This window comes from Acidiferrobacter sp. (genome assembly GCF_054609335.1).
Genome location: NZ_JBTRWP010000035.1, coordinates 1 through 26627 on the forward strand (window position 1 = coordinate 1; position 26627 = coordinate 26627).

A 26627-nucleotide genomic window follows, 5' to 3' on the forward strand; every position below is an offset into this window, starting at 1 on the left:
TACATCGTTAATGAAGCGCTTTCTCCCTGTCCGGTACAGGTGCGGGTGGGGTATTGGGCGACAGTTGTTCCCCACGCGTGTGGGGGTGAACCGAAACTGATCGTCGCCATGCTCTTGGGTGGCGCGCGGGATGAATCGGGAGGTGGGTTGATATCAGCTCGCGTGTACGGGTACTATACGTACAGACACAAAGGTGCTGGAGGGATCTTATGGCAACGACTGCAGCTCGGGAGGACCGGATTGAATTGCGGACCACCAAGGAAGAAAAACGGCTTCTAGCGACAGCCGCCGCCTATGAACGGCTGGACGTGACAAGCTTTATCATGCGCGCCGTCTTGCCGGCCGCTCGCGACGCTGTTGACCGCGCTGAGCGTATTGCGCTTAGCGAGCGTGACAGTCTGCGCGTGCTGGAGCTCCTGGAGCGCCCTCCTGAGCCGACCGCTGCGCTTCGAGTGGCCGCCCAGCGCCGCGCTGCTCGAAAGTGACTGGGTGTGGATTGGCGTGAAGAGGCTATCGAGCACCGACACGACCGCAAGGGTTTCGATTGTGGCGTCATTGCGCTCAATGTCTACTTGGACCGTTACGCCCGCCAGAACCACGCATCCGGTGGGGCCAAGACCTTCGTGGCCATATCGCCCGACCAACCCAACCGCATTCTTGGCTATTACACGATAAGCCCCGGCGCTATCGCGTTTGCCCATGTTCCCGCTGAGCTCACGCGCCAGCTTGGGCGCTATGAGGTACCCGTGTTCCGTTTGGGCCGCCTTGCTGTGGACCTCGCCGCCCAACGCCAAGGGCTCGGGGGGGAATTGCTGCTCGCGGCGGGCGAACGCGCGCTCGCGGTGGCAGCAGAAGTCGGGGGCGTGGCGCTTGCGATTGATGCCAAAGACGAGGCCGCGGCTGCTTGGTATGAACGTTTCGGGGCGCTCCCTTTGTTGGACGACCCCCTGAAACTTGTCCTGCCACTCAGTACCATGGCTGAAGCGTTGCGCTCGCCTTCAAAGGCACGTTCGTAAACCGGCGCCATGAAGCGGGCTCATGGGGTCGACGACCAGTCGGCCGTGGGCCGCAACTTTAATCTGTGCGGGTGATGCCAAGTCATCGGCATCCTTGCCGCGAGCAATCGCTCATTACCTGGCGAATGCACCCTATCTGACGTAAAAAAGCCGCCTTTAAGGCGGCCTCAAGATGGAGAGTTGGCTTGTTGGTTTTTAGAAGCTGAATACTGCGCCGGCATCGAAGAGATCGATGCTGCCGCCCGAGGTGCTGGTGATGGTGCGGAATTCGCCGCGGATCGCAAGGTTGGGCATGACGGCATAAGCCACGCCCACGCCGAGCAAGGGGTCAACGCCGTTGCCGGAGCTGGAACCGGTGTAGGTAACGCCGCCCGATGTCACGCTGGCGGTCGCCGACGCATACCACGCAGCAAGACCAGCGCGTCCATAGACACTGAAGGCGCGTGCGATCGGCCACGAGTAGACGGCTGAGGCCTCAAGGGCGTGCATCCTTAATGAAGCGCTTTCTCCAGCGGGTAGACCGTTCTCGTTGAAGGTGCCGAGGTGGTCATAGCCTGCTTCAACGGCCAGCGTCCCGCGTCCCAGGTGTACGGGAAGGTTGTAGCCGCCGAAGACCGTGAAGTCGAGCGGATGGCTGTAGCCCGACATATTGCCGAGTCCGGCGGTGGCCCCCACATACCAGGGTGTTGCGGCCACGGCTGTTAGCGGCAGGGCCAAAAGGGCGGTGGTCGCCACTATTCTCTTGATATTTTTCGGTATGGACATGTTGCAGTCTCCTCTCTTTGTCTCGTTTATTGTGTGCTTGCAAACTGCGCGGCGAGCGTAGGGAGGTCTTGGGCGGTGGCGTTTGATATTCCGCAAAGACCCAGGCCGGTTTTTTTTGAACGGATAGGTGTGGCCGATGGCCGGTCGGGGCGCGCATCGTGGCTTGGGTTATGGCGACCCGTGGTGCAGGCCGCTACTATGCGGTCATGACCATGACCACCCCCTCGATGCTCATTGGCGCGCGCGGCTATACGCACACGTGTTGGCAGGGGCGCTTCTATCCCCCGGACTTGCCGTCCGAGTGGCGCTTTTTGTTTTACAGCCACCGCTATCCGGCGCTTCTCCTGCCGGCCCGCTCGTGGGGCGCGGATCTCGCTAGGCTCCCGGCCTTGGCCGAGGAGGCGCCGCCCGATTTCCGGCTGGTTCTGGAGCTGCCAGAGACGGCTCTCGCGTCCTTAGCGGAAAGGGAGGATTGGCCGCAGCCGCTCGTGGCCGCCTGTCTCGTGCGTCTGTCGCGCTTGAGGCCGGCGCACGCGGCGGCGCTTGGTGCGCTCGCGCGGCGATTGCCCGTGACTGTGGATCTGCGGGCGTGCTCGGAGGCGTGCAAGGCGGAGCTTGCGGGTCTGGGGGTGGGTCTCTGCGGCCGCCCGGCTGTGGGACGACCTCCTGCGGGACCCTTTGCCCTGAGCCTTGTCGATCGGATCGACCGGCGGGCCCTGGCCGCGGCCTTGCGGGAGCTTTGTAGCGTTTCGGCCCCCGCGGGGGCGGCGCTCTTTTTTCAGGAGGCGGCCAGTGCGCTCACGGGGGTCGACGAGGCCCTGTTGATCAAGGGGCTGCTGGCCGGATCTTAGAAGAGCAGGCTCACACCGCCATAGATGCCCACGCCCGACATATTCACACGCGTGCCATAGATAACCCCGCCCGGGGCGTAGATGCCGCGCAACTCCGTATAGAAGCCGATGCTGTGCGCCCACGCGAACTCGACCCCGCCGTCGACCTCGACTGCGGGGCCTATGCCCGTTCCGCCGTTGACGCCAGTCACCTCGGTGTCCATGAGACCGACGCCGGCGCCGATGTAGGGGTACACGTGGGCCGTTGGCCGATGGTATTTTTTCAGGGTCAACATGAAAGTTCGCGAGGCGACGTTGCCGTTTCCGGAGGCGTTGGCGATCGTATTGTTGGAGAGCAGGAGCTCGCCGCCGTAGGCGATGCCGTTGTAGTGGCGCTGCTCCCAGGCGATGTCGTAGACGCTATTGGCGCTCTGGCTCAAGCTGCTGTCGCCGCCCGCCACCATCTGATGCGTGTGGGCGAGATGGGTCGCGCCCATGGTCAGGATCAGGGCATCTTCGGCGAAGGCGGCTTGCGTGGTAAGCGCAAGGGTGGCAAGTACGGCAAGTGCGGTCGAACGATAGACGTGATTCACGGCGCCCCCTGAGGCCTGGTGAGGTCGCCCGGATTATAGGGGAGAGGGCGGGCTTTGCCCAAGGAGGCAGGCCGTCGGTCGCCGATTATCGGTGAGCGCGTCCACGCAGCGCTTGCCGGATTTTGCGGGACGGCCCTGGTATGGCATCCTTGCGTCGGCCCGGAAGACGATGCGCGTGCAGCCGGCCTGCGCGCCGATGGCTTCGGCGTCCGGCGCCATGCGCCTTGCCCTCGGGCATTGCACATAGGGACATAATGCTAAAAGAGACAATAACGACGTCAAGGACAGCCGTGGACCGACCGAAGAGTACCGACCCCCTGGTGACGGTGCGCGATCTTGCGTTTGCGCGTGATGGTCGTCCGATCTTCCGAGATCTGAATCTCACAGTCGAGCGGGGGAGCGTGACTGCCATCATGGGCGGTAGCGGGACCGGCAAGACGACGCTCCTGAGTCTTATAGGCGGCCGACTCATCCCCGACCGTGGTTCGGTTGCGGTTGCGGGCGAAGTCGTCGGGGCCCTGTCGCGCAAAGCGCTCTTTGGCTTGCGCCGCCGCATGGGCATGTTGTTTCAATCGAACGCCCTGCTTACGGACCTCGATGTCTTCGAGAATGTCGCGTTTCCGATGCGCGAGCACACGCGCCTCCCGGAATCCCTGATTCATCACCTGGTGTTGATGAAGCTCGAGCTGGTCGGCCTGCGGGGCGCGCGCCATCTGTTTCCCGCTGAGCTCTCCGGCGGTATGGCGAGGCGCGTGGCGCTCGCGCGCGCTATCGCCCTCGATCCCATGATGGTCATGTACGATGAGCCGTTTGCAGGCCTGGACCCGATCTCCATGGGTGTCATCGTCAAGCTCATACGCGAGCTGAACGACGCGCTTGGTATGACGTCGATCGTCGTCACCCACGATGTTGTCGAGGCCTGCGGTATTGCGGACTACATCTACCTTTTAGGCGATGGCCGCGTCATCGCCCAAGGGACCTCGGCCGATATGCAGAAGACCGACGCCCCCGAGGTCCGACAGTTCATGGCGGGTCTTCCGGATGGCCCCGTGGCCTTCCACTATCCCGCGCCCGGATATCTCGATGACCTCATGACCAGGGAGCGACCGTGAGCTGGGATCTCGGTATCAGCGGGCTCGGGCGACGCGTGATCGGCGGGGTCGGGCGCCTTGGGCGGGCTACGCTCTTTTTGGTGCGCTTGGCGCCGGCCCTGGGCGTGGCGCTTGCGCGCGTACGGCTTATCGTCCAGCAGCTCTATATGACGGGTGTGCTGACGCTCGTCATCGTGCTCGTGTCGGGGGCCTTCGTGGGCATGATCCTGGCCTTGCAGGGCTATAACACGCTGGTGCGCTATGACGCCCAATCGTCGCTCGGCCTGCTCGTCGCCTTGTCGCTGACCCGTGAGCTCGGACCGGTTCTGAGCGCGCTGCTCTTCGCCGGACGTGCGGGTTCGGCGCTCACCGCCGAGATTGGTCTCATGAAAGCCACCGAACAGCTCGATGGCATGGAAATGATGGCGGTCGATCCCCTGCCGCGGGTCGTGGCCCCGCGGTTCTGGGCGGGTTGGATCGCGGTCCCCTTGCTCGCCATGATCTTCAGCGCGGTCGGCATCATCGGCGCCTATGTGGTCGCAGTGGGCGATCTTGGTCTGGATGGCGGGGTATTCTGGTCGCAGATGCAAAGCGGCGTCAGCGTGACGAACGATATCATGGGCGGCCTTGTGAAAAGCGTCGTGTTCGGCTTTGTCGTAAGCTGGATCGCGGTCTTCGAGGGTTACGACGCCAAGCCGACGTCGGAGGGCGTGAGCCGCGCCACGACACGCACGGTGGTGAGTTCGTCGCTCGCGATCCTGGCGCTCGACTTCATCATGACCGCATTCATGTTACGAGGACTTTGACTATGCAGGCGAAAGGTATGGAGTTCACGGTCGGCCTGTTTGTGGTGGCAGGCCTCTTGGCCCTGGCCATGCTGGCGCTCAAGGTCGGCAATATTCAGGTTCTGAACGCCGGCGAGACCTATGCAGTCACCGCTGACTTCAACGACATAGGAAGCTTGAAGCCCAAGGCCCCCGTTACGGTCGCCGGCGTGCGCATAGGGCGTGTGGCGCGCATCACGGTCGATCCGGTCACGTACCGCGCGGTCGTGACCCTCGACATCCTGAAGAAGTACCGCTTCCCGCGCGACTCGAGCGCGTCGATACAGACAGCCGGACTCTTGGGCGAGCAATTCGTGAGTTTGAGCCCGGGCGGCAGCCGCCAAGATCTGAAGAACGGTGGTAAGATTCGGATAACACAGTCGGCGATTATCCTCGAAAAGATCATAAGCCAGTTGCTCTACAGCAAGGCCGGGCATTCCTCGGGCCATAGCTAGAGCGCACCCTGAGGAGAGGAAAGAATGAGATCGATGAGACGTTATGTAGGCGCCCTCGCGTTGCTGGGTTTTCTGTTGATGCCCATGTGGGTCGCGGCGGCGATCGCGCCGTCGACGCCGCCGAACATCATCGTCCAGCAAAAGACGAATCAGATACTGCACCTCATCGAGACCAAGCACGCGACCTACGAGCACGATAAGGCGGCCTTATACGCCATGGTCGACCAGCGGATCGTGCCGTATTTCGACTTCCACCGCATGTCGCGCTGGGTGCTTGCGCTCAACTGGCGCACGGCAACGCCCGCGCAGCGCGCGGCCTTCACGACGCAGTTCCGTGACCTCCTGGTGCGGACCTACGCGACGGCGCTATTGAGCTACTCCGGGCAGCGGATTTCGTATCTGCCCTATCGGCATGACCCCCATAGCCGGCATGCCGTCGTCAAGAGTGTGATCGTGCAGAATGACGGCAGTGCCAATATCCCACTCGATTACATGTTCGTGCAGAAGAAGGCCGGCTGGAAGGTCTACGATGTCACCATAGACGGGGTGAGTCTCGTCACGAACTATCGCTCTGTCTACGGGCACAAGATCCGCGAGCACGGCCTAAACGCCTTGATCGCCGATATGAAGCGCGCAAACGGCACGCCCCCTTGATGCCTCGCCTTGTGGTGCGCGAACCCGGGCATTATCGCCTGGAGGGCGCGGTCGATTTCGCGACGCCGATGCCTCCCGAGCTCTGGTCGGCGGATATCGCCCCGGCCAACGGGTGCGCGACCATCGAGCTTGGTGACCTCGAACGCGCCGACTCGGTGGCCCTGGCCTTGCTTATCGAGTGGGAGCGCCGCGCCCGCGAGGCGGGCTTTCGGCTTGTCATAGCCGAGGCCCCTGAGCGGCTGCGGGCCCTGATCCGGGTCACCGGACTCGAGGCGCTGTTAGTCGAGGCGGCGTGAGGGCGGTGGGCAGCGCCCCGGCCATCGAGGTGGCGGGCCTAAACAAGCGCTTCGCACAGGTGCACGCGCTGCGCGGGATCGATCTCGAGGTCCGGCCGGGCGAGTTTTTCGGTCTGCTTGGGCCCAATGGCGCGGGAAAATCCACCCTCATCAATATTCTGGCCGGGCTCACCCGCCCGGACGAGGGGCGCGCCGCGGTCTGTGGTCACGACGTGATCGCAGACTACCGTGAGGCGCGTCGCTCGCTTGGGGTCGTGCCCCAGGAGATCGTCTTCGATCCGTTTTTCTCGGTGCGCGAGGTGCTCGCCCTCCAGGCCGGTTATTTTGGGCTCGGGGGGCGCGACAACAAGGCCTGGCGCGAGGAGCTCTTGCATACGCTCATGCTGACCGATAAGGGTGACGCCAATATGCGCGCGCTCTCGGGGGGCATGAAGCGGCGCGTCTTGATCGCCCAGGCGCTCGTGCATAGGCCGCCGGTTGTCATTCTGGACGAGCCGACCGCAGGGGTCGATGTCGAGCTGCGGGCGTCTCTCTGGGTGTTCGTGCGACGGCTCCACGAAGAGGGTCACACCATTATCCTCACCACACATTACCTTGAGGAGGCCGAGGCCTTGTGCGAGCGTATCGCCATCATGCGCGATGGCCGAATCGCCGCCCTGGATAGTAAAGAGGCCTTGTTGCGCCGCGCGATCTCAAAGACGCTGCGCGTGACGACCGCGGAGCCTGCGGCCTCGCTGCCGCCACGCCTGGAGTCGAAATTGCGCAAGCGGACCGGCAATATCCTGGAGTTTGCCCTAAAGCAAGGGACCGACTCCATCCCCGAGGTCCTGGAGGCCTTGCGTGCGGCGGGCCATGTTGTGACTGACATCGCGACCGAGCAGGCAAGCCTCGAAGAGGTCTTTTTGGAGTTGACCCAGGGGCGGGTGTCGACCGGTTCGCGATGATCATGAGCAGCGCAGGCAGCAAGACGTCAGACCCTTGGCAGGCATCGACATGTCCGATCGGGGCGGTTTCGATGCGGCCCCCGGGCGTGCGCGCCGCGTGGTCGTGCGCGGGCCGCGACCTGTACGCAAGGCCTTTCCAACGCCCCTTCGGAAGATGCCCATGAAAGGCTTCAATACCTTGTTATATAAGGAGTTACTGCGCTTTTACAAGGTCGCCTTCCAGACCATATTCGCGCCGGTCGTGACTGCGCTCCTCTATCTGCTGGTGTTTGCGAGCACCTTCAAGGGGCGCTCCGATATCCTCCCGGGCGTCCCTTATGTGGCCTTCCTGATTCCGGGCCTCATGATGATGTCCATGATCCAGAACGCGTTTGCCAATAGCTCGTCGAGTCTGATTCAGTCCAAGATCACGGGTAATCTGATCTTTATCCTCTTGTCGCCCTTGTCGGCCGTCGAGTTTTTCTTAGCGTTCGTGGGGGCCTCGATCGTGCGTGCGTTCTGCGTTGCGGTCGGCGTGTATGTGGCGGCGATCTTTTTCGTGCCGCTGCCGATCCAGCATCCGGTCTTCCTCCTGCTTTTTGGTTTTTTGGGGAGCGCAGGCCTCGGTGCCCTGGGTGTCATTGCCGGGATCTGGGCGGAACGCTTCGACCAGCTGGCCGGCTTTCAGAACTTCGTGGTCGTGCCACTCTCGTTTTTAAGCGGGGTCTTCTACTCCCTGCGCGATCTTCCACCCTTTTGGCAGACCGTTTCGCGGTTGAATCCGCTGCTCTACATGATCGACGGTTTCCGTTACGGCTTCTTCGGGACATCCGATGTGTCTCCGGACTTGAGCCTGGCCTTCGTGGCGGCGTTTTGTGTCGGCGTCTCCGCCCTGGCCATGGCGTTGGTCGGCCGGGGCTACCGCTTGCGGAACTAGCCCTTTCCCACGGCCGCGGAGACGGGTATCCTTAAGGGTTAGATGGGATCGGTGCCAGACATGATTACGCCACAACAGATCAAAGACCTCATAGAGGCCGGGCTGCCGGGCGCGCAGGCGCGCGTGAGCGGCGACGGCCATCATTTCGAAGCGATCGTGGTTTCGCAAGCCTTTCAGGGCAAGAGCCGGATTCAGCAGCATCAGCTCGTGTACGGGACTTTGGGCGACCGGATGCGTGAGCAGATCCACGCCTTGTCGATCAAAACGGAACTGCCTTGAAGGCCGGCGTCGCTTATTGGGAGATAGAATAGATGAGTATTGAAGAACGCATACGTCAGCAGGTGACGGAGAATGATGTTGTCCTCTACATGAAGGGCACGCCCCAGTTTCCCCAGTGCGGCTTTTCCGGCAAATCGGTGCAGATCCTCAAGTCCTGCGGGGCGCAGTTCAAGGGCGTCGACGTGCTGGCCGATCCGGAGATCCGCGATGGTATCAAGCGCTACTCCAATTGGCCGACCATCCCGCAACTTTATGTCCGCGGCGAGTTCGTCGGTGGCTCCGACATCATGTCCGAGCTTTACGAGAAGGGCGAATTGCAAAAGCTCCTGGCAGGCGCGGGGAGTTGAGCGATCCTGCGGAAGACAGTAATAAGGCCGCCCGGCCGGCGGCCTTATTTTTTATAAAAAAGGGGGCGGCGCGACCGTGGATAAGCTCATAGTCAATGGGGGTGTGCCCTTGCGCGGCGAGATTCGTATCTCGGGCGCCAAGAATGCCGCCCTTCCTGTGCTCGTGGCCTCGCTCTTGACCAAAGAGCCCCTGCGCATCGGCAACGTCCCGCACCTCCAGGACATCACGACGACCATGGAGCTTTTGGGCCGCATGGGCGTGCGGCTCGTGGTCGACGAACACATGACCATAGAGGCCGACGCCTCCGGCATCCACACGCTACGTGCCCCTTACGATTTGGTCCGTACCATGCGTGCCTCCATTCTGGTGTTGGGCCCGCTTCTGGCGCGCTTTGGGGAGGCCGAGGTCTCCATGCCAGGGGGCTGCGCGATCGGTTCGCGCCCGGTCAATCTCCATATCAAGGGCCTGCAGGCGATGGGCGCCGAGATCACCATCGAGGATGGCTACATCCGGGCGCGCACCAAGCGCCTGAAGGGCGCCCACATCTTTATGGACGCGGTGTCGGTCACGGGCACGGAAAACCTGCTGATGGCGGCGACCTTGGCGCAGGGGACTACGGTCATCGAGAACGCCGCGCGCGAACCCGAGATCATCGATCTGGCCGACTGCCTGAATCGGATGGGCGCCCGCGTAAGCGGTGCAGGCAGCGCAATCCTCACGATAGAGGGTGTGGACGAACTCCACGGGGCCCAGCACGATATCATTCCAGACCGCATAGAGACGGGTACCTACTTGGTCGCTGCGGCCATGACCGGTGGTTCGGTCAAGCTGCGTTGCGCCAGGCCCGCGTTCCTTGAGGCGGTCTTGGACAAGCTGCGGGAGGCGGGGGCCGCGATCGAGGTGGGCCCGGACTTCGTGCGTCTGTCCATGGAGGGGCGCGAGTTGCGCGCCGTGAACCTCCGCACTGCGCCTTATCCGGCCTTTCCCACCGATATGCAGGCCCAGTTCGTGGTCTTGAACGCCATCGCCTCGGGGACCGGCACGGTGGTCGAGACGGTTTTCGAAAACCGTTTCATGCACGTGCACGAACTCCAGAGGATGGGGGCGGATATCAGCATGGAAGGCAATATGGCCGTGGTGCGCGGCGTGAAGGCCTTGCATGGCGCGCCGGTGATGGCTACCGACCTGCGGGCCTCGGCAAGTCTCGTGCTCGCGGGCCTCGTGGCGCGCTCCGAGACGCTCATCGATCGCATCTACCATATCGATCGCGGCTACGAATGTATCGAGGAAAAGCTCGCCCAACTCGGCGCGCGCATCCGGCGGATACCAGGTTCGCAGCTCGGCGACTGGACGAACCGGCAGACGGCCTGACATGGTGACACTTGCCTTATCCAAGGGGCGCATCCTCGAGGAGAGTATCCCTTTGCTCGAACGCGCCGGGATCGTGCCTGAGGAAGATCTGGCCAAGACCCGGCGGCTCATCGTCGGCACCAACGTTCCGAATGTCCGGCTGGTCGTGATCCGCGCCGCGGACGTGCCGACCTACGTCCGCTATGGGGCCGCCGATCTCGGTATCGCCGGCAAGGATGTCCTCTTGGAGGACGGCGGCGATGGGCTCTATGAACTCGCCGATCTCGGTATTGCAAGCTGCCGGCTCATGGTGGCTGAGCCCGTTCATGGCGATGCCGGTGGCACCGGGCGCACCTGGACGCGCCTGCGGGTCGCAACCAAATACGTGAAGATCACCGAGCGCTATTTCGCGGCTCAGGGCATTCAGGCCGACATCATTCATCTGTACGGCTCCATGGAGCTCGCACCCCTCGTGGGGCTCGCGGATCGTATCGTGGATCTCGTGAGCAGCGGGCGTACGCTGGCTGCCAACGGTCTGAAGGCGGTGGAGCACGTCCTCGACGTGAGCGCCTGGCTTGTGGCGAACCGGGCGGCGATGAAGACGAAATACGAGGCCCTCAAGCCTGTCATCGCCGCTCTGGCGGGGGAGCGGGAGATATGAGTCGGATCGCGCGACTGCGCAGTGGGGATCACGGCTTTAGCGCGGCGTTTCAGGCGCTCCTTCAGCGCAGCGAGGACGATTCGCGCAAGGCTGAGGCCGTGGCCCGCGATATCGTGGAGGATGTCCGCCTGCGCGGGGACGCGGCGTTGCTCATGTGGACCGAGCGCCTCGATAAGCGTGTCGCCCGTTCGGTGGCCGATTTGGAGGTCCCCACGCCGCTTCTGCGCGCGGCCTTCGAGGGGCTGCCGCGCGCCCAGCAGGAGGCGCTGACCGAGGCCGCCGCGCGCATCCGCGCCTTCCATGAGCATCAGGTCCTCGCCCCCCATATGGAGCAGGATGCCCTGGGTTCGCAGCTTGGCCAGAAGGTGACGCCGCTCGATCGGGTGGGCCTTTATGTGCCGGGCGGCAAGGCCGCCTATCCTTCGTCGGTCTTGATGAACGCCATCCCCGCGCGTATCGCGGGCGTCACCGAACTCATCATGATGGCGCCGGCCCCGGCTGAGCCGCCGCCGCTCGTGCTTGCCGCCGCCTACGTCGCGGGGGTCGACCGCGTGTTCCTGGCGGGCGGTGCGCAGGCGGTCGCGGCACTGGCTTACGGGACCGCGACCGTGCCGCGCGTCGACAAGATCGTGGGCCCCGGAAACGCCTATGTGGCGGCTGCCAAGCGTCTGGTCTACGGGCGCGTTGCGATCGACATGATCGCCGGACCTTCCGAGGTGGCGATCATCTGCGATGGTCGCACCAATCCCACGTGGATCGCCTATGACCTGTTCGCGCAGGCCGAGCATGACGAGGGTGCGCAAGCCCTTCTGTTCGCCCCGGATGCGGCATTCCTGGACGCGGTGGCGGCGGAGATCGAGCGGCTGCTGCCGGGCATGGAGCGGCGTGCCATTATCGAGGCGGCGCTCGCCGGACATGGGGCGCTGATCGAGGTCCAAGACCTCGACGAGGCCCTGGACCTCGTGAATGAAGTGGCCCCCGAACATCTTGAGCTGTCGTTCGACGGCGCCGAGGCGATGCTCGACCGAGTGCGGCACGCGGGCGCGATCTTCGTCGGCCGCTATACGGCAGAGTCCCTGGGGGATTATTGCGCGGGTCCAAACCATGTGCTGCCGACCTCTGGGACTGCGCGTTTCAGTTCACCTTTGGGTGTTTATGATTTTCAGAAAAGAACGAGCATCGTGATCTGTACGCCCGAGGGTGCCGCCACGCTTGGCAGGACCGCGTCGGTATTGGCGCGCGGGGAAGGTCTCACCGCGCACGCCCTTTCCGCCGAGTGCCGCATGAATGACTGATGTCGAGCGTTTCATAGCCCAAGGCGTGCGCAAGCGCCGCGCCTACCATGTCCCACCGGGCGCGTTTCCGATCAAGCTTGACGCCATGGAGAGTCCCTATCGGCTGCCGATCGAGTTACGCGACCGCTGGCTGTGCGCCTTGCGCGACGTCGCCCTGAACCGCTATCCGTCGTCCGATCACTACGAGCGTGTGAAGGCGCGGCTGGCCCGGGACGCGGGGCTTGCCGCCAACACCGGCGTCATCCTCGGCAACGGCTCGGACGAGATTTTGCAGAATATCTTGCTTGCCATGGCCCCCGAGGTTACGGTGATAGCGCCTACGCCGACCTTCGTCATGTACGAGCAGATCGCCTCCATTCTGGGGCGGCGCTTCGTCGGCGTGCCACTCAAGGCGGACTTCAGTCTCGATGTCGCGGCCTTGAAGGCGGCGTTGGTTCGGCATGCCCCAGCGCTCTTGTTTCTGGCCTACCCGAATAACCCCACGGGCACCCTCTATCCAGAGGGCGATATCCGCGCGCTAGTCGAGGTCGAAGATGCCATCGTGGTGGTGGACGAGGCCTATCACCCCTTCGCCCAGGCAAGCTTCATGGGCGCCCTGGCCGACGCGCCCCGGCTTATGGTGGTGCGGACCTTGTCGAAACAGGGTCTCGCGGGCTTGCGGTTCGGATGGCTTGCCGCCGATCGCCGTTGGATTGCCGAATTCGACAAGGTGCGCCTGCCCTATAACGTGAGTTCGGTGACGGCCGCGAGCATAGAATTCGCCCTTGATTACGCGGATGTATTTGCCGACCAGGCGGCACGCGTGCGCGCTGAGCGTGGGCGCCTTTATGAGGCCTTGCGGGCGCAGCTTACGGTGTGGCCGAGCGAGGCCAACTTCCTGCTCTTTCGCCCACCCGTGGTCGACGACGCCGAGCGCATCCATGGCCGTCTCCAAGAGGCCGGCATTCTGATCAAGAACCTGGCCGGCGCCGGGGGCGCCTTGCGTGGCTGTCTGCGCGTTACGGTCGGGACCCCGGCGGAAAATACCGCCTTCCTTGCGGCCTTGGCTCAGGCCTTGTAGGCTGTCTGGACTCTAGCCCAGAGAGAGGAGCGGTTGTGCGGACGGCGAGCGTCGTTAGGAAGACTTTGGAGACCGATATCGCAGTGACCCTGGCGATCGACGGCAGCGGTGTCGCGCGGCTGAAGACGGGCCTTCCTTTTTTCGAACACATGCTCGATCAGGTGGCTCGCCACGGGCTCATGGACCTCACGATCGAGGCCAGTGGCGATTTGGCGGTGGACGCTCACCACACGGTGGAAGACGTGGGCATCACCCTGGGCCAGGCCCTGCACAAGGCGATGGGCAATAAGGCGGGGCTTACCCGCTATGGCCACGCCTATGTGCCTCTGGATGAGGCCTTGACGCGCGTGGTCGTGGATCTGTCCGGCCGCCCTGGGCTTTTTTATCGCGCCACCTTCCCGCGTGCGCACATCAACGATTTCGATGTCGATTTGATCGAGGAGTTTCTGCGCGGCTTTGTGAATCACGCGCAAGTGACCGTCCATGTCGATGTCTTGGCTGGCCACAACGCGCATCATGTCGCAGAGACCCTGTTCAAGGCCTTCGGGCGCGCGCTGCGCATGGCCCTTGCGCCCGACGCGCGTGCGGCCGCACAGATTCCGTCCACCAAGGGTAGCCTCTAGTCGGCTATGTCCACTGTTGCAGTGTTAGATTACGGTATGGGGAACCTGCGCTCGGTCGCGAAGGCCTTGGAGCACGTTGCCCCCAAGGCCCGCGTGGTTGTGGCAACGGATGCGCGCACTATCGCTGCGGCCGACCGCGTGGTCTTCCCGGGCCAGGGCGCTATCAGGGGGTGCATGCAGGCCCTCATGTGCGAAGAGTTACGCTACGCGGTGATGTGGGCCGCGCGCGAGCGCCCGTTTCTCGGCATCTGCCTGGGCTTACAGGCCCTCTACGAACGGAGCGAGGAAGGGGGGGGCGTCGCAGGGCTCGGCCTTCTTGCAGGGAGCGTTCGGCTCTTCACGGCACCCGTTGACGCCACGGGCGCGCGCCTGAAGGTGCCCCATATGGGCTGGAACCAGGTTCGCCAGACGCAGACCCATCCGTTGTGGGAGGGTATCGCCGATGAGGAGCGATTTTACTTTGTGCACAGCTATTACGCTGACGCTGCGGATGCTGCCGAGACGGTCGGGGTCACGGATTATGGGGCCCGCTTTACATCGGCCGTGGCCTATGGAAACATCTTCGCTGTACAATTCCATCCGGAGAAGAGCCAGCGCGCAGGACTGCGCCTACTTCAGAATTTTATGGCCTGGGACGGGTTGACCGAGAGATGCTAATCATTCCAGCGATTGACCTGAAAGACGGTCGTTGCGTCCGGTTGCGGCAGGGTCGGATGGACGACGAGACGGTGTTTTCCGATGACCCGGTGGAGCTTGCCGGCCGCTGGGTCGACGAAGGGGCTAAGCGCATCCATGTCGTGGACCTAAACGGCGCGTTTGCAGGCGAGCCCGTGAATGCCCGGGTGATCCACGAGATTGCGCAGAGTTACCCCGATGTCACGATCCAGGTGGGTGGCGGGATCCGCACCGAGGAGACCATCCAGACCTATCTGGACGCGGGCGTGCGTTATGTCATCCTGGGCACCAAGGCCGTGAACATGCCGCATTTCGTGGGCGACATGTGCGCCGAATTTCCCGGACACATCCTCGTCGGTCTTGACGCTCGCGAAGGCAAGGTGGCGACCGATGGCTGGTCGAAGCTTTCCGGGCACGATGTCATCGATCTCGTGCATCGCTATCAGGACGACGGCGTAGAGGCTGTCATTTACACCGATATCGGGCGTGACGGCATGATGCACGGCGTCAATATCGAGGACACACACAAGCTTGCCAAAGCGGTTTCGATCCCGGTCATCGCCTCCGGCGGTATCGCTAACCTTGAGGATATCCGCAAGCTTTGCTCCATCGCCGATGCCGGCGTGCAGGGGGCGATCACAGGTCGTGCTCTGTATGAGGGGAAGTTGATTCTGCGCGAGGCCCAGCGCCTGGCCGACGAGCTGGACCGGTCGGGCAGCGGCGCCTTGGTCTGATGCTCGCCAAGCGGGTCATCCCATGCCTCGACGTCGATTGCGGACGCGTGGTCAAGGGGGTGCGTTTTCAGGAGATCCGCGACGCCGGCGACCCTGTGTCGGTGGCCCGCCATTATGATGCTGATGGCGCCGACGAGATCACCTTCCTCGACATCAGCGCCAGTCACGAGGGGCGCGACACCATGGTCTCCGTGGTCGAGGCGATCGCCTCACAGGTCTTCATCCCCCTGACCGTAGGCGGCGGCGTCCGCGAGATCGCCGACATACGGCGGCTATTGAACGCCGGGGCCGACAAGGTCAGTATCAATTCCGCGGCTGTCCAGCGCCCGGACTTCATCAAAGAGGCCGCCGATCACTTCGGCGCGCAGTGCCTGGTAGTGGCGATCGACGCCAAGGCCGTCAACGGCCACTGGGAGGTGTTCACGCACGGTGGTCGCCGCGCGACGGGCCTCGATGTCGCGGAATGGGCGGCGCGCATGAGCGCATTCGGCGCGGGCGAGATCCTGCTTACGAGTATGGATCGCGACGGCACGCGCGACGGTTTCGATTTGCCCCTCACGCGCGCGGTGGCTGAGGCGGTGACGGTGCCGGTCATAGCCTCCGGCGGGGTCGGCACGCTCGCGCATTTGGCCGATGGCGTCCTCGAAGGCCATGCCGATGCCGTGCTTGCGGCGAGCATCTTCCATTTCGGGGAGTTCACCGTAGGTGCGGCCAAGCGCTACATGGCCGATCGTGGCATCGAGGTCCGTTTATGACCGAGCCCGCCTGGCTGTCTCAAGTCAAATGGTCGGACGACGGGCTCGTGCCGGCCATCGCCCAGGATGCGAAGAGCGGGCGCGTGCTCATGCTCGCCTGGATGAATGCCGAGTCCCTGGCCTTGAGCCTGGCCGAGGGCCGGGCCGTTTATTGGTCGAGGTCTCGCGGACGATTGTGGCGTAAAGGGGAAGAATCGGGCCACGTCCAGCGTCTACAGGAGGTTCGCCTGGATTGTGATGGCGACACCTTGCTTTTGCAGGTCGAGCAGGTCGGGGGTATCGCCTGCCATACCGGGCGCGAAAGCTGTTTCTTTTCACCTCTGCGTGGGGCGGCCTTCGTTGCGGCTGACCCGGTATTAAAGGCCGCTCAGGAGATTTATGGAAAGGCGGGCAGCGCAAAGCCTGGATCGGGGGTAGAATGAGCGACGAGCTATTGGCCGAGCTCTATGCCACGCTTAAGGCGCGCGCAAGCGCCGATCCCAAGGTCTCTTATGTGGCCTCGCTCTACCATAAGGGCCTGGACGGCATCCTGAAGAAGGTCGGAGAGGAGGCCGTCGAGACCGTGATCGCCGCCAAGGGGGGCGACCCCAAGGCGTTGATCCATGAGACCGCCGACCTCTGGTTCCATTGCTTGGTCATGCTGGCCTTCCTGGATATTGGCCCCGAGCAGATCCTGGCGGAACTTAAGGGGCGCATGGGGCGGTCCGGTATCGAGGAAAAGGCGCGCCGCCACGAGGGCTAGCTGATGTCGCAATGCATTTTCTGCCAGATTGTCGGAAACCAAATCCCGGCCCCGCGACTTTATGAGGACGAGCGCCTCATCGTGATCGCCGACAAGTATCCCAAGGCCCCGGTTCATCTGTTGGTCATACCGCGGGAGCATATCTCCAGTCTGAACGAGGTGGGGCCCGAGCACGCCGAGCTTATGGCGCACGCGGTCTCTGTTCTTCCCGAGGTGGCGCGCCGGGGCGGGCTTACCGATGGCTTTCGGACGATTATCAACACGGGGCCTGGCGGCGGCCAGGAAATTCCCCATCTGCATATCCATGTGCTGGGCGGCGGTCGATTGCCCGGTTTCTAGGAGGCGGCTATGGATTTATTCAGTATCTGGCACCTTTTGATCATTCTGGCGGTCGTGCTCGTGCTGTTTGGTACGAGCAAGGTCCGCAATATCGGCAGCGATCTCGGGGGCGCCATCAAGAGCTTCCGGAGTGCGATGAAGGAGGAGTCGGCGGGCGACAAGGCTGAGGAGGCCGCGCCTACTCCTTCCTCGGGCGACGACCGCGGGCGCATCATAGAAGGGCAGGTGAATCCCGTCGGCGGATCCAAGGCCGCGGACGCCACACGGGTTCGTAAGGGCTAGGCCTGGGGGCCGATGTTCGATTTCAGTTTCTCAGAACTCCTGATCATCGCTGTCGTCGCCGTTATCGTGTTGGATCCTCGTCACCTACCCGATGTCGCGCGTGGCGCCGGACGCTGGGTGGCGCGCGCCCGCAACTTTGTGGCAAAGATGAAGCAAGACCTCGATGGCCAGGTCGGAACTGAGCATCTGGCGCCGTTGCGTGAGCTGAACGAGGAATGGCAGCGCACCAAGGCTCTGCTTCATGACTCGGTGCCGCGCGACTGGCAGGAGGTGCTGGGCGACGAGAGTCCTGACCGGGAGCCGCCTGAGCTTGCCGCCTCTCCCGATATCCCGCGCCGACCGCCCCAGGCGGCGACTCCCGCCAGGAGACGGCGCCGCCGTGGGCGACGTCGGGCCGCGGCACGCACGACGGGTGTGGATCCAAGCAAGTTAGGGAAGGGTGATGGCGGCCAGGGCGTCTGAGAGCGCCGAAGCGAGCTTCATCGAACATCTCCTCGAGCTCCGGTCCCGGCTTTTACGGTCCCTGATCGTGGTCTTGGTGTTGTTCGTGGGCCTCTTCCCGTTCGACAACACGCTTTACCGCCTGCTGGCACGTCCTTTGACCTCGGTGCTTCCGAAGAATGGGGCGATGATCGCGACCAATCTCCCGTCGACCTTCATGGCGCCGCTCAAGCTCACGTTCGCGACCGCACTCGCTCTCTCCATCCCGTTCATCCTTTATCAAATGTGGGCATTTGTCGCACCAGGTCTCTACCAACGCGAGCGCCGCCTCGTCACGCCCCTGCTCATATCGAGCACCCTGCTTTTTTATCTGGGCATGGCCTTTGCGTATTTCGTGATCTTTCCGCTGACCTTTGGCTTCTTCGCCCACGCCGCGCCTGCGGGCGTGCGTGTCATGACGGACATCAATCACTACCTGAGCTTTGTGCTGACGCTCTTCTTCGCTTTCGGGCTCGCCTTCGAGGTGCCGGTCGCTATTGTGCTACTGGTCCTCATGGGAGTGCTGCGGCCCGAGACTTTGTCGGCCAAGCGCCGTTACGTGATCCTCGGGGCCTTCATTATCGCCGCCATCATCACCCCGCCCGATGCCTTTTCCCAGACCACTCTGGCGCTTGCCATGTGGGGCCTGTTTGAGGCGGGCCTGCTCGTGGCCTATCGGGTGCGGCCGCGGTCCTCGTCGGTTGATCTTATGGAGGTGCCTCCTGCCGCCGCCGTGGAGCCGGCCGCGGAGGCCGCACCCAAGCCCCGGCCGCGTCGTCGCGCCCGGCGCCGCCGTCCGCCTAAGCCGCCGACCGGCGACTAAGCGATCTTTCGGGAGGCAACCGAGATCTGCGTCAACGCGCGGATGCCCGGCTGCTCCGGGACGCTGCGCGCCTCTCGAAAATCTCTTAGGGGCCGCCGCGATAAGGCTTGGAGCCACGAGCGCCGATCCGGATTTTTGGGAAGGGATGGCCTGCGCTCTTCGGGGGCTGCGATGAGGCGCATGTCCGTTCAAGGCGTCCGGTGGGCCACCGTCTGTAGACTATTCTCAAGTGTGTGCCCATAATAAACGAAATCTTGTGGATTATGGGACTTATTGCTCGGCTATGCTGCATCGTTACGGATTCTCCAATTTTCAATCGTTTCGCGATCGCGTCGATGTCGACCTGACATTGACGCATAAGGTTGCGCTCACGGATTGGATGGCGGACCTAGCAGGGGGCCGGGTTTCGAAGGTCCTGGCCGTGATCGGGCCCAACGGTGGCGGCAAGACTGCGCTCCTGAAGCCCATGGCCTTTCTGGGCTGGTTCGTCAGCCAGTCATTTGCTCAGACTGCGGATGCCCGCATTCCCGTCATCCCGCATTTTGCGAGTAAGACAGATCCCACGGAATTTGAGTGTCTGCTGGATTTCGATGGGTCGCACTGGCGTTATGTCTTGCGCTGCACGGAAGAGAAGGTTCTCCATGAGGCGCTCTACCAAAAGGGTGAGCGTTTCCGTTATGTCTTCGTGCGTGACTGGGACCCGCAAACGGACAGTTATCGGGTGAAGCAGCAGGATTTCGGTTTGGCCGCCCAGGAGGCGCGTAAGGTGCGCCGAAATGTCTCTCTGATCGCTTGGGCCGCGCAATTCGATGTCCCGCTCGCGCGGCGCATGGCCGCGCCGTATGTCGTCACGAATATCAACGTATTGGGCCGCGTGCCGATGGGTGAGGCCGCTGTCCTTGAGGCCGCCCAGCACTTCTTGCTGCGTCCCGAACAGCGAGGCTGGATGAGTGCCTTGCTCTCGGCCTGGGACCTGGGTCTCGCCGATGTCGACTTGCGCGAGATGTCGGCCGGAAACGCCCAGGACCCGGCACAAAAGATCTGGGTGCCCTACGGTCGCCATAGAAGCGGGGCCACTCTCTTTGAGTTGCCCTTCGCGTTCGAATCGAGCGGCACGCAAGCCGCCTTTGTGCTGTTGGCTCGCGTCCTAGAGGCCCTCACCATGGGCGGGCTGGCTGTTATCGATGAACTGGAAAACGATCTCCACCCGCATATGGTGGAGCCGATTCTGGGCCTCTTCGCGAATCCGCAAACCAATCGGTTGGGCGCGCAGATCTTGTTTACCTGCCATAGTCCGGAAGTGCTCACGCTTCTCAATAAGGCGCAGGCCATGGTGGTCGAGAAGAATGAGGAGTGCGAAAGCCTCGCGATCCGCCTCGATAAGGTGGCGGGCATACGCAGCGACGACAATTTCTACGCGAAATATATGGCCGGCGCCTTTGGCGGCGTGCCGCGCTTCGATGGCTGATCCCAGGGATCGCTGGGCTGTAAGGCGCACTTTGCTCATAGTTGGCGAGGGCCACGATGAGGAGCGTTTTTTGCGGCATGTGAAGGCGCTCTACGTCTCTCGCGGATGCGGCTTGATGGTGACCGTAGGGAACGCCCGCGGGAAAGGGGCCCGGCACGTCATCGACTGGACGGCGAGGCAGGCGGCCAACCAACGCTATGACAAGATAGCCGCCTTGTTGGATACGGACACGGATTGGTCGCCCGCCGTCGCCGCGACCGCCCGCAAAAAGAAAATAGTGGTCCTGAAGTCCGAGCCTTGCCTAGAGGCGCTTCTGCTGCGTATTCTCGGGCACGTCCCCGTGGGTGACGCCGAATCCCTCAAGCGACAATGGCGGGCGATCATAGGCGACCCGGCGGACATAAAGAGACACGCCGCGTTGTTTACGACTCCGGTCCTCGAGGCAAGCCGAGGCCGGGAGCCTGCCATCGACGGCCTGCTCGGGCTTTTGCGTTCAGCCGCGCGGAGTTGAGGGAGGCCAAAATGTCTGGCCGGAGCTCCTCTCGCGTCACGGTGCCGGCTGCGCCACTACCGGGGCCATTTAACACCACTGCCCGAATGCCACCCTAGTGATCGACCGCACCCGCGGTGAAGGCCTTGAACGAGGCGCTTGTCAGCCGTCCGGAAAAGGAGTGGCGGGGATTAGATAAGCGGGGGCATCAGGCGATTAAAGGGCTTACGTGGGATGCTCGGGATGCAGGCGCGCAATCGCTCAAAGAAACAGTCGCGCTTCTTAAACGCGCTCTGCACTTTCAACCGGCGCATCCATCGCGCCTGGCATTGCCGGCCGCATGGCCGGGTACTGAAGAATGAGTTCGAGCGCGTCTGGCACTTCACGTATCCCGGTGCGGCCAAACAGTTCTTGCGGCGCTGGATGACGGCGGCCTTAAGAAGCCGTTTACCCTCTCTCAAGAGGTTTGTGACCACCGTGCGTAATCACTTCGATAACATCCTCTCCTTCATTGAACGCCTGCTCACCAATGCCGTGGGCGAAGGCATCAACCGCCTGCAGAAGATCGTGAAGAACCGGCCTTCCGGATTCCGCGGTTTGGAGCCCTTCGCTAACCTTATCTTCCTTATGTACGATCGGAGACCTCGATATCCCTGCGCACATTCCTCCCGATTTGCGTACGCTGTGAGGGCTGAGGAAAGCACTATGAAGCTAGGGATTCTGAGGGTTTTAGCGGTGGGGAGATCCGGATATAGTTGGATTCTTGGGAGAGAATGAAAGCGCTCACGGTATTGGATCTTGGCACCAAAAATTAACCCTGCGTTCGGTTGCGACCCGCGGCGGCCGCCCTCAAACCGCTGGCGATCCGGACAGCTGGGCGATATGCGCCGCCGCAATCGTCTGGAATGCGGGGGATATAAGCGGGGATTTGGTGCAATCCGCCCAGAAGCTGAGGGCCCATTCCTTCGCTAAGGCACGCTCGGCCCCGCTGAGGCCGGGTAGGGTGGTGGGGGTCTTGGCCACCTGAGCCCGTAGTTCTCCGCCTATAGGTGCGTAAGCCATGGGCGCCATGTCGTAGAGGGGGGCTAGCCGGAACGTATCGCCCGAGGAGATGGGGCGCCAGAGGTTCACGTTGCCGTAGTGGCGGTCCGTGTTGGCCGTTATGGCCCCGAAGGCGTCGGCCTGTCGTAGGTGTGCGGCGTCTTGTGGTGGCAACATACGCGCGCCGCGACGAGACGTGCGGCGGCAGCCGTCCAAGGGGTTCTCCGTTGCCCAAAATATTCGTCATCCAGCGCTCCTAAAGGCAAGACGCCTTGTCGCCCCGTGGCGCCTACGCGATCGTAGCGCGGGGAGACGAGGAAGCGTCGGTCCGGTCCGTCGATGATCCGCGGGACGACGGCCGGTAGCCCCGCTTTCTGCAAGACGGCGAGGGCGATAGCTTCGGCTGCCAGGAGGTCGCTTAAACGGGAGGCGATGGGCGCGCTTCCTCGGGGCGCGAACTTCACCAATACAGAATAGAGCGCGCCATCAGTCGTTTGCAGGGTCGCCGTGAATTTCGGCTGCTCCCCCCCGCCGACGATCCTGGAAGCTCCCCTGCCAAGGTCGCGCGCGCACGGGCTTCAAAGGCCTCCGCTAACCCGTCTGTCTCCGGGATGGGTCTCGCCGAGCTTTGATACCAGCGCGCCAAAGACACTTCTCCCAGGATAAGGTCTCCGGAAAGGTCTTCCCCCCGTTCGCTCATAATCCGCAAGACCTCGTCGTCGCTCCAGTGGTTCGGGTTATCCGCCACGTCATAGGTCGTTGCTATCTGGCGGGCGAACGCTCGCCCTAAGAAGCCCTCGGGACGCAAGGCCGCTATTTCGGGCGAATACTCGGAGGTGGCCACGCCAGTCAATCCAAAGCGTCCCACCATTCGCCAAGGGGCGCGCGGGGGTAGGTCAATGATTTCCCCGTCGGGGGCGACGCGGCGTACAGGGATAACCCCGGGCGGGCGCGTGGCCGCAAGCCAAAGCCTACGTCCCTCTTTCCACGAAGCGATTTGGGGGCCTGCGGCCCGCACGGCGCGCCAGAGGGTCGGGTGACTGATTCCCTGCGAGGCGGCAAGCTCTGATCCGGCCACCGGGGCCCTCGATGCGCGCAAAACCTTGATCAGACTGAAAGCTATAATGTTCTGTATTATACAGAAAATCTGTTATTTATAAGCAGGTTATAAAGTCTATAACGCTAAATCTGCAAGATATCACCATCCCCACGTCAGCGCGTTCTCGCATTCTCCTCTAGGGCGGGCCGCCGTACGATCGGGGGTAGAGGCCTCATAGCGTGGTCTTGGTGAAGATGTTGAGCACGACCACGCCTGCGACAATGAGCGCGATGCCGCCGAGCGCAGCCAAGTTCAGTGACTGGCGGTAGACGACCCACCCAATCAGCGAGATCAGGGCAACGCCCGTGCCTGACCAGACCGCATAGGCGACGCCGACGGGAATGGTGCGTAGCGTCAGCGAAAGGAAATAAAACGCCGACCCATAGCCTACGATGACAAGTGTCGAGGGTAGCCATTGCGTGAAGCCGTCCGCGGCCTTTAGTGCGGATGTCGCAACGACCTCGGAGATGATGGCGATCGCGAGATAGAGCCAGGGCATTGGTGTGTACTTCCTTGGAGGTGGGCCGCGACCGCGGCCGGTGGAGTCTGTCGTGGCCCTGCCCACTATGCCGCAAGGATGGTTAAACCGTCGAATCCGAGGGCTCGGGATCCCCGGCATCGCCCAGCCGTTCATGCCGGCGCGCGGTCGTCCCGAACCCAGGGCGCCGTCCCGTCTCCCTCAGTCGCTCTTATTGGTCATGGCGTGGGAGGCGGCCCTTGCGTGAGTGATGTCGCGGCCTTCAGGGGCGGTCGCGTGGCCACGACCATGTGCACGGTGAGGCGCTGGCCGTTACGGATGACACCCAGGGTGATGGGTGTGCCGGGCTTGGTATCCGCGATCTTCAGAAGGGCCCGATTCGCCGAGCGCAGTGGCTGGCCGTTGATGGCGTAGAGCACGTCGCCTGCTCGTACCCCGGCTTTGGCCGCGGGACCGTCATTGTAGATAGCCGCGACCAGTACGCCCCGCAGGGATTTGGGGAGCTTCAGCGTTCGTGCGAGCGCCGGCGTTAGGGTCTGTCCTGCGACCCCGATCCAGCCTTCGATCACGTGGCCGTATTTGACGATCTGCCGAAACACGTGTCGGGCCAAGTTGACTGGAATGGCGAAACCGATTCCCTGATACCCACCGCTATGGGTGTAGATCGCGCTGTCGATGCCGATCAGGTCGCCGTTGGTGTTGATGAGTGCACCGCCCGAGTTACCCGGATTGATGGCAGCATCCGTTTGGATGAAGTTTTCGATCGGGCTTAGGCCGAGTTCGTCACGCCCCGTGGCACTCACGATACCCATGGTGACAGTCTGCCCGATACCGAAGGGGTCGCCTATGGCGAGCACGACATCGCCCACGGCGATATCGGAGGCGTGCCCCAGGGTTATGGCGGACAGGCGCGGGAGATGGATCTTGAGTACGGCAAGATCGGTCGCCGGGTCAACGCCGACGACTCGCGCGTTGGCGCTGCGCCCGTCTTTCAGGAATACGCGGATTGCGTCCGCGCCGTGGATCACATGGTAGTTGGTCAGGATATAGCCGGCCTTGCTGATGATCACACCGGAGCCCAGGCTGGTCTCCACGCGCTTGCGGCTCTCCGGTGGCCGCGGCCCCCCAAAGGGCTCGTAGAATGGGAGTTCGGGGGCGGTCTGCGGGTGCGTCACCACCACTTTGGCCGTGTTAATATTGACCACTGCGCGGGCGGCCTGCTTGACCGCATAGACATAGGAGACCGGCCCCGGGGATGAGGATTTGGCCGGAGGCGCCTCGCGCACCACGACCGTAGGGCCATGCGCGATCAGTTGCGGCTGGAACAGCAGGATCACAAAGGCGAGCGCAAGGCCCCCGGTCACGATACGGACGAGGATCACGAGGCGGTGCGAGAGAGACATGAGGCCTCCGGGCCGGTAGCGCCCTAGGCGGGCTTGTCGTTATGGAGTAAAATTATAGGACTCGTGTGGCCCAAAAGTTAAGCACGCCTCGATCCTGGGGCGCAATAACAGCCGCTCGAGAGGGCCGGAGACCTTCCGGCGATGTTGTGGCTGTAGGCCTGACGTGAGTCGTGGCATGGAGATAAGCATGGTTATTCCCGCCGTCCGCAAACCCATAATGACGCTTTATTCCGGAACCACCTGCCCCTTCAGTCACAAAGCGCGCATCGTCTTGCTCGAAAAGGACGTCGAGTGTCAGGTCATTCATGTCGATCTGAAGAAAAAGCCCCGTGAGCTGGCGGAGGTGAACCCCTATAACCAGGTTCCCACGATGGTGGATCGCGATCTGGTGTTGTACGAGTCGCACATCATCATCGAGTATCTCGATGAGCGGCTACCACACCCGCCACTCATGCCTGTCGATCCCGTTACTCGGGGTCGGGCGCGCTTGATGCTGTGGCGCTTCAATCGCGATTGGTATGACCTGTTCCCTGAACTTCAGGGCGAAGACAAGCGCGTTGCTCAGCGTGCACGCACCGTCATCCGCGATGGCCTCACGGTCATTTCGCCGCTCTTCAAAGACCAGTCCTATTTACTGGGCGAGGAGTTTACGCTCGCGGACTGCGCGCTGGCCCCGCTCCTCTGGCGGCTGCCGTACTACGACATCGAACTACCACGCCAGGCGAAGCCCATCCTCGATTACGCCGAAAGACTGTTCGCTCGCAAGCCCTTCAGGTTGAGCCTCACGGACGCCGAAAGGGACATGCGGCGCTGATGGCAGCCCTTAGAACGCACCTCGTAGGGGCGGTCTATCAGTGGGCCGTTGAAGGCGGTTTCAGTCCCTTCATCCTGGTCGACGCCACCAAACCCGGCGTGCAAGTCCCCTTAGGCCGGGTGGAAGACGGACGCATCACGTTGAATGTCGACCCGCGCGCGGTTCGCGACTTCTCGATTCAGGACGAGGTGCTGAGTTTCCAGGCGCGATTCGGCGGCCAACCCTTCCTGGTGGCTCTGCCGACCTTGGCGGTGCTCGCGATCTATGCGCGCGAGAACGGGCGGGGATTATCCTTCGAGGGGGAGGATGACCCGGAGCCGCCGGCCCCTGCAACCACGCCTCCCTCCGACGCTAGGACCGGCCGCAAAGGACCTGCGCTGCGGCGTGTGAAGTAGTCCTCACCACCTCGGGGGGCGGTATGCCTGTCCGGCGAGGTGCCGGAAGAAGGACCCGGCAGCGGGGGAGATCCAGCGAGAAACCCCTTTCCGCCACTCGATAGGGGTCAACGGGCAAGAACGGCGCAGCGACCTCATCCATTCGCTTATTCCCGAATCATCGACCGATTATCGCCCAAAAACGTGACGCCTCATCCGCTCGTCCCTGGCCCCTCTGCGGATGTCCGAAAACGGTTCTCGCCCCTCGCCCTTTCCGCCAGTATGCGCGCCATCACGAGTCTTCCTGATCGATCTTCCTTCTAATCGGGGTGGTTCGCGATCGGACTCTTCCGTGGGGAGGTATGCGACTCTATGGCGCGTTATCCATTCAGATCGTCACGTTCGACCGCAAACGCGGGTTTCTGGCCGGCCTTGGTTCTGGCGGCATTCTGCTGGGGCGGCCCAAGTGCCGCAGCCCTTGCGGGGGTGTCCGTCCCAACGGTGCCCATCACCGGCAGCACTATCCCCCTGGGGCTTGCCCTGAATACCCCGGGCGCCGGCACGGGCCAGACGTACTACGTTGCGACCACGGGGTCCGACAGCAATAACGGCTTGAGTCCGCAGACGCCG

At 62.9% G+C, this 26627-nt stretch carries 36 protein-coding genes and 1 pseudogene; 32 read left to right on the forward strand and 5 right to left on the reverse strand.

Annotation, left to right across the window (positions count from 1 at the left end):
• The first annotated feature begins 209 nt into the window (after positions 1-209).
• Positions 210-485 carry a type II toxin-antitoxin system TacA family antitoxin gene (locus tag ACYCTF_RS10055; protein ID WP_461283822.1) on the forward strand — a complete coding sequence of 92 codons (276 nt, stop codon included), beginning with the start codon at positions 210-212 and terminating at the stop codon, positions 483-485.
• Positions 486-491: 6 nt separating this feature from the next.
• On the forward strand, positions 492-1016 hold the full coding sequence (locus ACYCTF_RS10060) for a GNAT family N-acetyltransferase (RefSeq protein WP_461283821.1): 525 nt from the start codon (positions 492-494) through the stop codon (positions 1014-1016).
• A gap of 195 nt (positions 1017-1211) precedes the next feature.
• Here the strand turns inward: ACYCTF_RS10060 and ACYCTF_RS10065 are convergent, their stop codons facing one another.
• Positions 1212-1781 (reverse strand): outer membrane beta-barrel protein, encoded by a 570-nt coding sequence (locus tag ACYCTF_RS10065; RefSeq protein ID WP_461283820.1) that lies wholly within the window; start codon positions 1779-1781, stop codon positions 1212-1214.
• Positions 1782-1951: 170 nt separating this feature from the next.
• Between ACYCTF_RS10065 and ACYCTF_RS10070 the strand changes: the two genes are divergently transcribed.
• Complete coding sequence (locus tag ACYCTF_RS10070) at positions 1952-2632, forward strand: hypothetical protein (protein ID WP_461284846.1); 681 nt, start codon at positions 1952-1954, stop codon at positions 2630-2632.
• Here ACYCTF_RS10070 and ACYCTF_RS10075 read toward each other — a convergent pair.
• On the reverse strand, positions 2629-3204 hold the full coding sequence (locus tag ACYCTF_RS10075) for a hypothetical protein (protein WP_461283818.1): 576 nt from the start codon (positions 3202-3204) through the stop codon (positions 2629-2631). The genes ACYCTF_RS10070 and ACYCTF_RS10075 overlap by 4 nt on opposite strands.
• A 254-nt stretch (positions 3205-3458) precedes the next feature.
• Here ACYCTF_RS10075 and ACYCTF_RS10080 point away from each other — a divergent pair, with 254 nt between their 5' ends.
• The 26 genes from ACYCTF_RS10080 (at position 3459) to ACYCTF_RS10205 (ending at position 21565) form a co-directional block, all read left to right on the forward strand.
• Positions 3459-4316, forward strand: a complete 858-nt coding sequence (locus tag ACYCTF_RS10080) for an ABC transporter ATP-binding protein (protein WP_461284847.1) — start codon at positions 3459-3461, stop codon at positions 4314-4316.
• Positions 4313-5101 carry a lipid asymmetry maintenance ABC transporter permease subunit MlaE gene (gene mlaE / locus ACYCTF_RS10085; RefSeq protein ID WP_461283816.1) on the forward strand — a complete coding sequence of 263 codons (789 nt, stop codon included), beginning with the start codon at positions 4313-4315 and terminating at the stop codon, positions 5099-5101. Before ACYCTF_RS10080 ends, mlaE begins: the two co-directional genes overlap by 4 nt.
• A 2-nt stretch (positions 5102-5103) precedes the next feature.
• Complete coding sequence (gene mlaD, locus ACYCTF_RS10090) at positions 5104-5574, forward strand: outer membrane lipid asymmetry maintenance protein MlaD (RefSeq protein WP_461283815.1); 471 nt, start codon at positions 5104-5106, stop codon at positions 5572-5574.
• A 24-nt stretch (positions 5575-5598) separates the two neighbouring features.
• Positions 5599-6228, forward strand: a complete 630-nt coding sequence (locus tag ACYCTF_RS10095) for an MlaC/ttg2D family ABC transporter substrate-binding protein (protein WP_461283814.1) — start codon at positions 5599-5601, stop codon at positions 6226-6228.
• Positions 6229-6239: 11 nt separating this feature from the next.
• Positions 6240-6524: an STAS domain-containing protein gene (locus tag ACYCTF_RS10100; protein WP_461283813.1), complete on the forward strand. Its 285-nt coding sequence runs from the start codon at positions 6240-6242 to the stop codon at positions 6522-6524.
• Positions 6521-7468, forward strand: a complete 948-nt coding sequence (locus ACYCTF_RS10105) for an ABC transporter ATP-binding protein (RefSeq protein WP_461283812.1) — start codon at positions 6521-6523, stop codon at positions 7466-7468. Before ACYCTF_RS10100 ends, ACYCTF_RS10105 begins: the two co-directional genes overlap by 4 nt.
• Before the next feature lie 160 nt (positions 7469-7628).
• On the forward strand, positions 7629-8384 hold the full coding sequence (locus tag ACYCTF_RS10110) for an ABC transporter permease (RefSeq protein WP_461283811.1): 756 nt from the start codon (positions 7629-7631) through the stop codon (positions 8382-8384).
• 60 nt (positions 8385-8444) lie between these two features.
• A complete protein-coding gene (locus tag ACYCTF_RS10115) occupies positions 8445-8663 on the forward strand; it encodes a BolA family protein (protein ID WP_461283810.1) in 219 nt (72 codons plus the stop codon).
• Between the two features lie 32 nt (positions 8664-8695).
• On the forward strand, positions 8696-9010 hold the full coding sequence (grxD, locus tag ACYCTF_RS10120) for a Grx4 family monothiol glutaredoxin (protein ID WP_461283809.1): 315 nt from the start codon (positions 8696-8698) through the stop codon (positions 9008-9010).
• Positions 9011-9086: 76 nt separating this feature from the next.
• Positions 9087-10382, forward strand: coding sequence for a UDP-N-acetylglucosamine 1-carboxyvinyltransferase (murA, locus tag ACYCTF_RS10125; protein WP_461283808.1), 1296 nt, complete (start codon positions 9087-9089; stop codon positions 10380-10382).
• 1 nt (position 10383) lies between these two features.
• Complete coding sequence (gene hisG, locus ACYCTF_RS10130) at positions 10384-11022, forward strand: ATP phosphoribosyltransferase (protein WP_461283807.1); 639 nt, start codon at positions 10384-10386, stop codon at positions 11020-11022.
• Entirely contained in the window at positions 11019-12317 is a 1299-nt protein-coding gene (gene hisD, locus ACYCTF_RS10135; RefSeq protein ID WP_461283806.1) for a histidinol dehydrogenase, read from the forward strand. Before hisG ends, hisD begins: the two co-directional genes overlap by 4 nt.
• Positions 12310-13377 carry a pyridoxal phosphate-dependent aminotransferase gene (locus ACYCTF_RS10140; protein WP_461283805.1) on the forward strand — a complete coding sequence of 356 codons (1068 nt, stop codon included), beginning with the start codon at positions 12310-12312 and terminating at the stop codon, positions 13375-13377. Before hisD ends, ACYCTF_RS10140 begins: the two co-directional genes overlap by 8 nt.
• A gap of 35 nt (positions 13378-13412) precedes the next feature.
• Complete coding sequence (gene hisB, locus ACYCTF_RS10145; protein WP_461283804.1) at positions 13413-14000, forward strand: imidazoleglycerol-phosphate dehydratase HisB; 588 nt, start codon at positions 13413-13415, stop codon at positions 13998-14000.
• Between the two features lie 6 nt (positions 14001-14006).
• Positions 14007-14657, forward strand: coding sequence for an imidazole glycerol phosphate synthase subunit HisH (gene hisH / locus ACYCTF_RS10150; RefSeq protein WP_461283803.1), 651 nt, complete (start codon positions 14007-14009; stop codon positions 14655-14657).
• Positions 14651-15409 carry a 1-(5-phosphoribosyl)-5-[(5-phosphoribosylamino)methylideneamino]imidazole-4-carboxamide isomerase gene (gene hisA, locus ACYCTF_RS10155; RefSeq protein ID WP_461283802.1) on the forward strand — a complete coding sequence of 253 codons (759 nt, stop codon included), beginning with the start codon at positions 14651-14653 and terminating at the stop codon, positions 15407-15409. Before hisH ends, hisA begins: the two co-directional genes overlap by 7 nt.
• Positions 15409-16164 carry an imidazole glycerol phosphate synthase subunit HisF gene (gene hisF, locus ACYCTF_RS10160; protein ID WP_461283801.1) on the forward strand — a complete coding sequence of 252 codons (756 nt, stop codon included), beginning with the start codon at positions 15409-15411 and terminating at the stop codon, positions 16162-16164. The genes hisA and hisF overlap by 1 nt, the downstream gene beginning before the upstream one ends.
• The gene (hisI, locus tag ACYCTF_RS10165; protein WP_461283800.1) at positions 16161-16586 is read left to right on the forward strand and encodes a phosphoribosyl-AMP cyclohydrolase; all 426 of its coding nucleotides are present in this window, start codon (positions 16161-16163) and stop codon (positions 16584-16586) included. The genes hisF and hisI overlap by 4 nt, the downstream gene beginning before the upstream one ends.
• Positions 16583-16906 (forward strand): phosphoribosyl-ATP diphosphatase, encoded by a 324-nt coding sequence (locus tag ACYCTF_RS10170; protein WP_461283799.1) that lies wholly within the window; start codon positions 16583-16585, stop codon positions 16904-16906. The genes hisI and ACYCTF_RS10170 overlap by 4 nt, the downstream gene beginning before the upstream one ends.
• A gap of 3 nt (positions 16907-16909) precedes the next feature.
• Entirely contained in the window at positions 16910-17245 is a 336-nt protein-coding gene (locus tag ACYCTF_RS10175; RefSeq protein WP_461283798.1) for a histidine triad nucleotide-binding protein, read from the forward strand.
• Between the two features lie 9 nt (positions 17246-17254).
• On the forward strand, positions 17255-17527 hold the full coding sequence (locus tag ACYCTF_RS10180; protein WP_461283797.1) for a Sec-independent protein translocase subunit TatA: 273 nt from the start codon (positions 17255-17257) through the stop codon (positions 17525-17527).
• Between the two features lie 12 nt (positions 17528-17539).
• A complete protein-coding gene (locus ACYCTF_RS10185; RefSeq protein ID WP_461283796.1) occupies positions 17540-17989 on the forward strand; it encodes a Sec-independent protein translocase subunit TatA/TatB in 450 nt (149 codons plus the stop codon).
• A complete protein-coding gene (tatC, locus tag ACYCTF_RS10190; protein ID WP_461283795.1) occupies positions 17970-18830 on the forward strand; it encodes a twin-arginine translocase subunit TatC in 861 nt (286 codons plus the stop codon). The genes ACYCTF_RS10185 and tatC overlap by 20 nt, the downstream gene beginning before the upstream one ends.
• A gap of 256 nt (positions 18831-19086) precedes the next feature.
• The gene (locus tag ACYCTF_RS10195; RefSeq protein ID WP_461283794.1) at positions 19087-20298 is read left to right on the forward strand and encodes an AAA family ATPase; all 1212 of its coding nucleotides are present in this window, start codon (positions 19087-19089) and stop codon (positions 20296-20298) included.
• 31 nt (positions 20299-20329) lie between these two features.
• Complete coding sequence (locus ACYCTF_RS10200) at positions 20330-20809, forward strand: hypothetical protein (protein WP_461284848.1); 480 nt, start codon at positions 20330-20332, stop codon at positions 20807-20809.
• A gap of 186 nt (positions 20810-20995) precedes the next feature.
• Positions 20996-21565: an ISL3 family transposase gene (locus ACYCTF_RS10205; RefSeq protein WP_461284849.1), complete on the forward strand. Its 570-nt coding sequence runs from the start codon at positions 20996-20998 to the stop codon at positions 21563-21565.
• A gap of 72 nt (positions 21566-21637) precedes the next feature.
• On the opposite strand, the gene ACYCTF_RS10210 is transcribed toward ACYCTF_RS10205, so the two are convergent.
• From ACYCTF_RS10210 to ACYCTF_RS10220, 3 genes are all read right to left on the reverse strand, one after another.
• Complete coding sequence (locus tag ACYCTF_RS10210) at positions 21638-22006, reverse strand: hypothetical protein (protein WP_461283792.1); 369 nt, start codon at positions 22004-22006, stop codon at positions 21638-21640.
• A 1094-nt stretch (positions 22007-23100) separates the two neighbouring features.
• A complete protein-coding gene (locus tag ACYCTF_RS10215) occupies positions 23101-23427 on the reverse strand; it encodes a DMT family transporter (protein ID WP_461283791.1) in 327 nt (108 codons plus the stop codon).
• A gap of 197 nt (positions 23428-23624) precedes the next feature.
• Positions 23625-24809 carry a S1C family serine protease gene (locus ACYCTF_RS10220; RefSeq protein WP_461283790.1) on the reverse strand — a complete coding sequence of 395 codons (1185 nt, stop codon included), beginning with the start codon at positions 24807-24809 and terminating at the stop codon, positions 23625-23627.
• A 187-nt stretch (positions 24810-24996) separates the two neighbouring features.
• On the opposite strand from ACYCTF_RS10220, the gene ACYCTF_RS10225 reads away from it, so the two are divergent.
• The 3 genes and pseudogenes from ACYCTF_RS10225 to ACYCTF_RS10235 all read left to right on the forward strand — a co-directional run.
• Positions 24997-25623 (forward strand): glutathione S-transferase N-terminal domain-containing protein, encoded by a 627-nt coding sequence (locus ACYCTF_RS10225; protein WP_461283789.1) that lies wholly within the window; start codon positions 24997-24999, stop codon positions 25621-25623.
• Entirely contained in the window at positions 25623-26018 is a 396-nt protein-coding gene (locus ACYCTF_RS10230) for a stringent starvation protein B (protein ID WP_461283788.1), read from the forward strand. Before ACYCTF_RS10225 ends, ACYCTF_RS10230 begins: the two co-directional genes overlap by 1 nt.
• Before the next feature lie 351 nt (positions 26019-26369).
• A pseudogene (locus ACYCTF_RS10235) lies at positions 26370-26627 on the forward strand (hypothetical protein); the annotation flags it as partial.

Coding starts and splice junctions, on each gene's coding strand:
- ACYCTF_RS10055 (WP_461283822.1), top strand. CDS start 210: ATGGCAACGACTGCAGCTCGGGAGGACCGGATTGAATTGCGGACCACC.
- ACYCTF_RS10065 (WP_461283820.1), bottom strand. CDS start 1,781: ATGTCCATACCGAAAAATATCAAGAGAATAGTGGCGACCACCGCCCTT.
- ACYCTF_RS10070 (WP_461284846.1), top strand. CDS start 1,952: ATGGCGACCCGTGGTGCAGGCCGCTACTATGCGGTCATGACCATGACC.
- ACYCTF_RS10080 (WP_461284847.1), top strand. CDS start 3,459: ATGCTAAAAGAGACAATAACGACGTCAAGGACAGCCGTGGACCGACCG.
- mlaD (WP_461283815.1), top strand. CDS start 5,104: ATGCAGGCGAAAGGTATGGAGTTCACGGTCGGCCTGTTTGTGGTGGCA.
- ACYCTF_RS10095 (WP_461283814.1), top strand. CDS start 5,599: ATGAGATCGATGAGACGTTATGTAGGCGCCCTCGCGTTGCTGGGTTTT.
- ACYCTF_RS10110 (WP_461283811.1), top strand. CDS start 7,629: ATGAAAGGCTTCAATACCTTGTTATATAAGGAGTTACTGCGCTTTTAC.
- ACYCTF_RS10115 (WP_461283810.1), top strand. CDS start 8,445: ATGATTACGCCACAACAGATCAAAGACCTCATAGAGGCCGGGCTGCCG.
- grxD (WP_461283809.1), top strand. CDS start 8,696: ATGAGTATTGAAGAACGCATACGTCAGCAGGTGACGGAGAATGATGTT.
- hisG (WP_461283807.1), top strand. CDS start 10,384: ATGGTGACACTTGCCTTATCCAAGGGGCGCATCCTCGAGGAGAGTATC.
- hisD (WP_461283806.1), top strand. CDS start 11,019: ATGAGTCGGATCGCGCGACTGCGCAGTGGGGATCACGGCTTTAGCGCG.
- ACYCTF_RS10140 (WP_461283805.1), top strand. CDS start 12,310: ATGACTGATGTCGAGCGTTTCATAGCCCAAGGCGTGCGCAAGCGCCGC.
- hisH (WP_461283803.1), top strand. CDS start 14,007: ATGTCCACTGTTGCAGTGTTAGATTACGGTATGGGGAACCTGCGCTCG.
- hisA (WP_461283802.1), top strand. CDS start 14,651: ATGCTAATCATTCCAGCGATTGACCTGAAAGACGGTCGTTGCGTCCGG.
- hisF (WP_461283801.1), top strand. CDS start 15,409: ATGCTCGCCAAGCGGGTCATCCCATGCCTCGACGTCGATTGCGGACGC.
- hisI (WP_461283800.1), top strand. CDS start 16,161: ATGACCGAGCCCGCCTGGCTGTCTCAAGTCAAATGGTCGGACGACGGG.
- ACYCTF_RS10170 (WP_461283799.1), top strand. CDS start 16,583: ATGAGCGACGAGCTATTGGCCGAGCTCTATGCCACGCTTAAGGCGCGC.
- ACYCTF_RS10175 (WP_461283798.1), top strand. CDS start 16,910: ATGTCGCAATGCATTTTCTGCCAGATTGTCGGAAACCAAATCCCGGCC.
- ACYCTF_RS10180 (WP_461283797.1), top strand. CDS start 17,255: ATGGATTTATTCAGTATCTGGCACCTTTTGATCATTCTGGCGGTCGTG.
- ACYCTF_RS10185 (WP_461283796.1), top strand. CDS start 17,540: ATGTTCGATTTCAGTTTCTCAGAACTCCTGATCATCGCTGTCGTCGCC.
- tatC (WP_461283795.1), top strand. CDS start 17,970: ATGGCGGCCAGGGCGTCTGAGAGCGCCGAAGCGAGCTTCATCGAACAT.
- ACYCTF_RS10210 (WP_461283792.1), bottom strand. CDS start 22,006: ATGTTGCCACCACAAGACGCCGCACACCTACGACAGGCCGACGCCTTC.
- ACYCTF_RS10215 (WP_461283791.1), bottom strand. CDS start 23,427: ATGCCCTGGCTCTATCTCGCGATCGCCATCATCTCCGAGGTCGTTGCG.
- ACYCTF_RS10220 (WP_461283790.1), bottom strand. CDS start 24,809: ATGTCTCTCTCGCACCGCCTCGTGATCCTCGTCCGTATCGTGACCGGG.
- ACYCTF_RS10225 (WP_461283789.1), top strand. CDS start 24,997: ATGGTTATTCCCGCCGTCCGCAAACCCATAATGACGCTTTATTCCGGA.
- ACYCTF_RS10230 (WP_461283788.1), top strand. CDS start 25,623: ATGGCAGCCCTTAGAACGCACCTCGTAGGGGCGGTCTATCAGTGGGCC.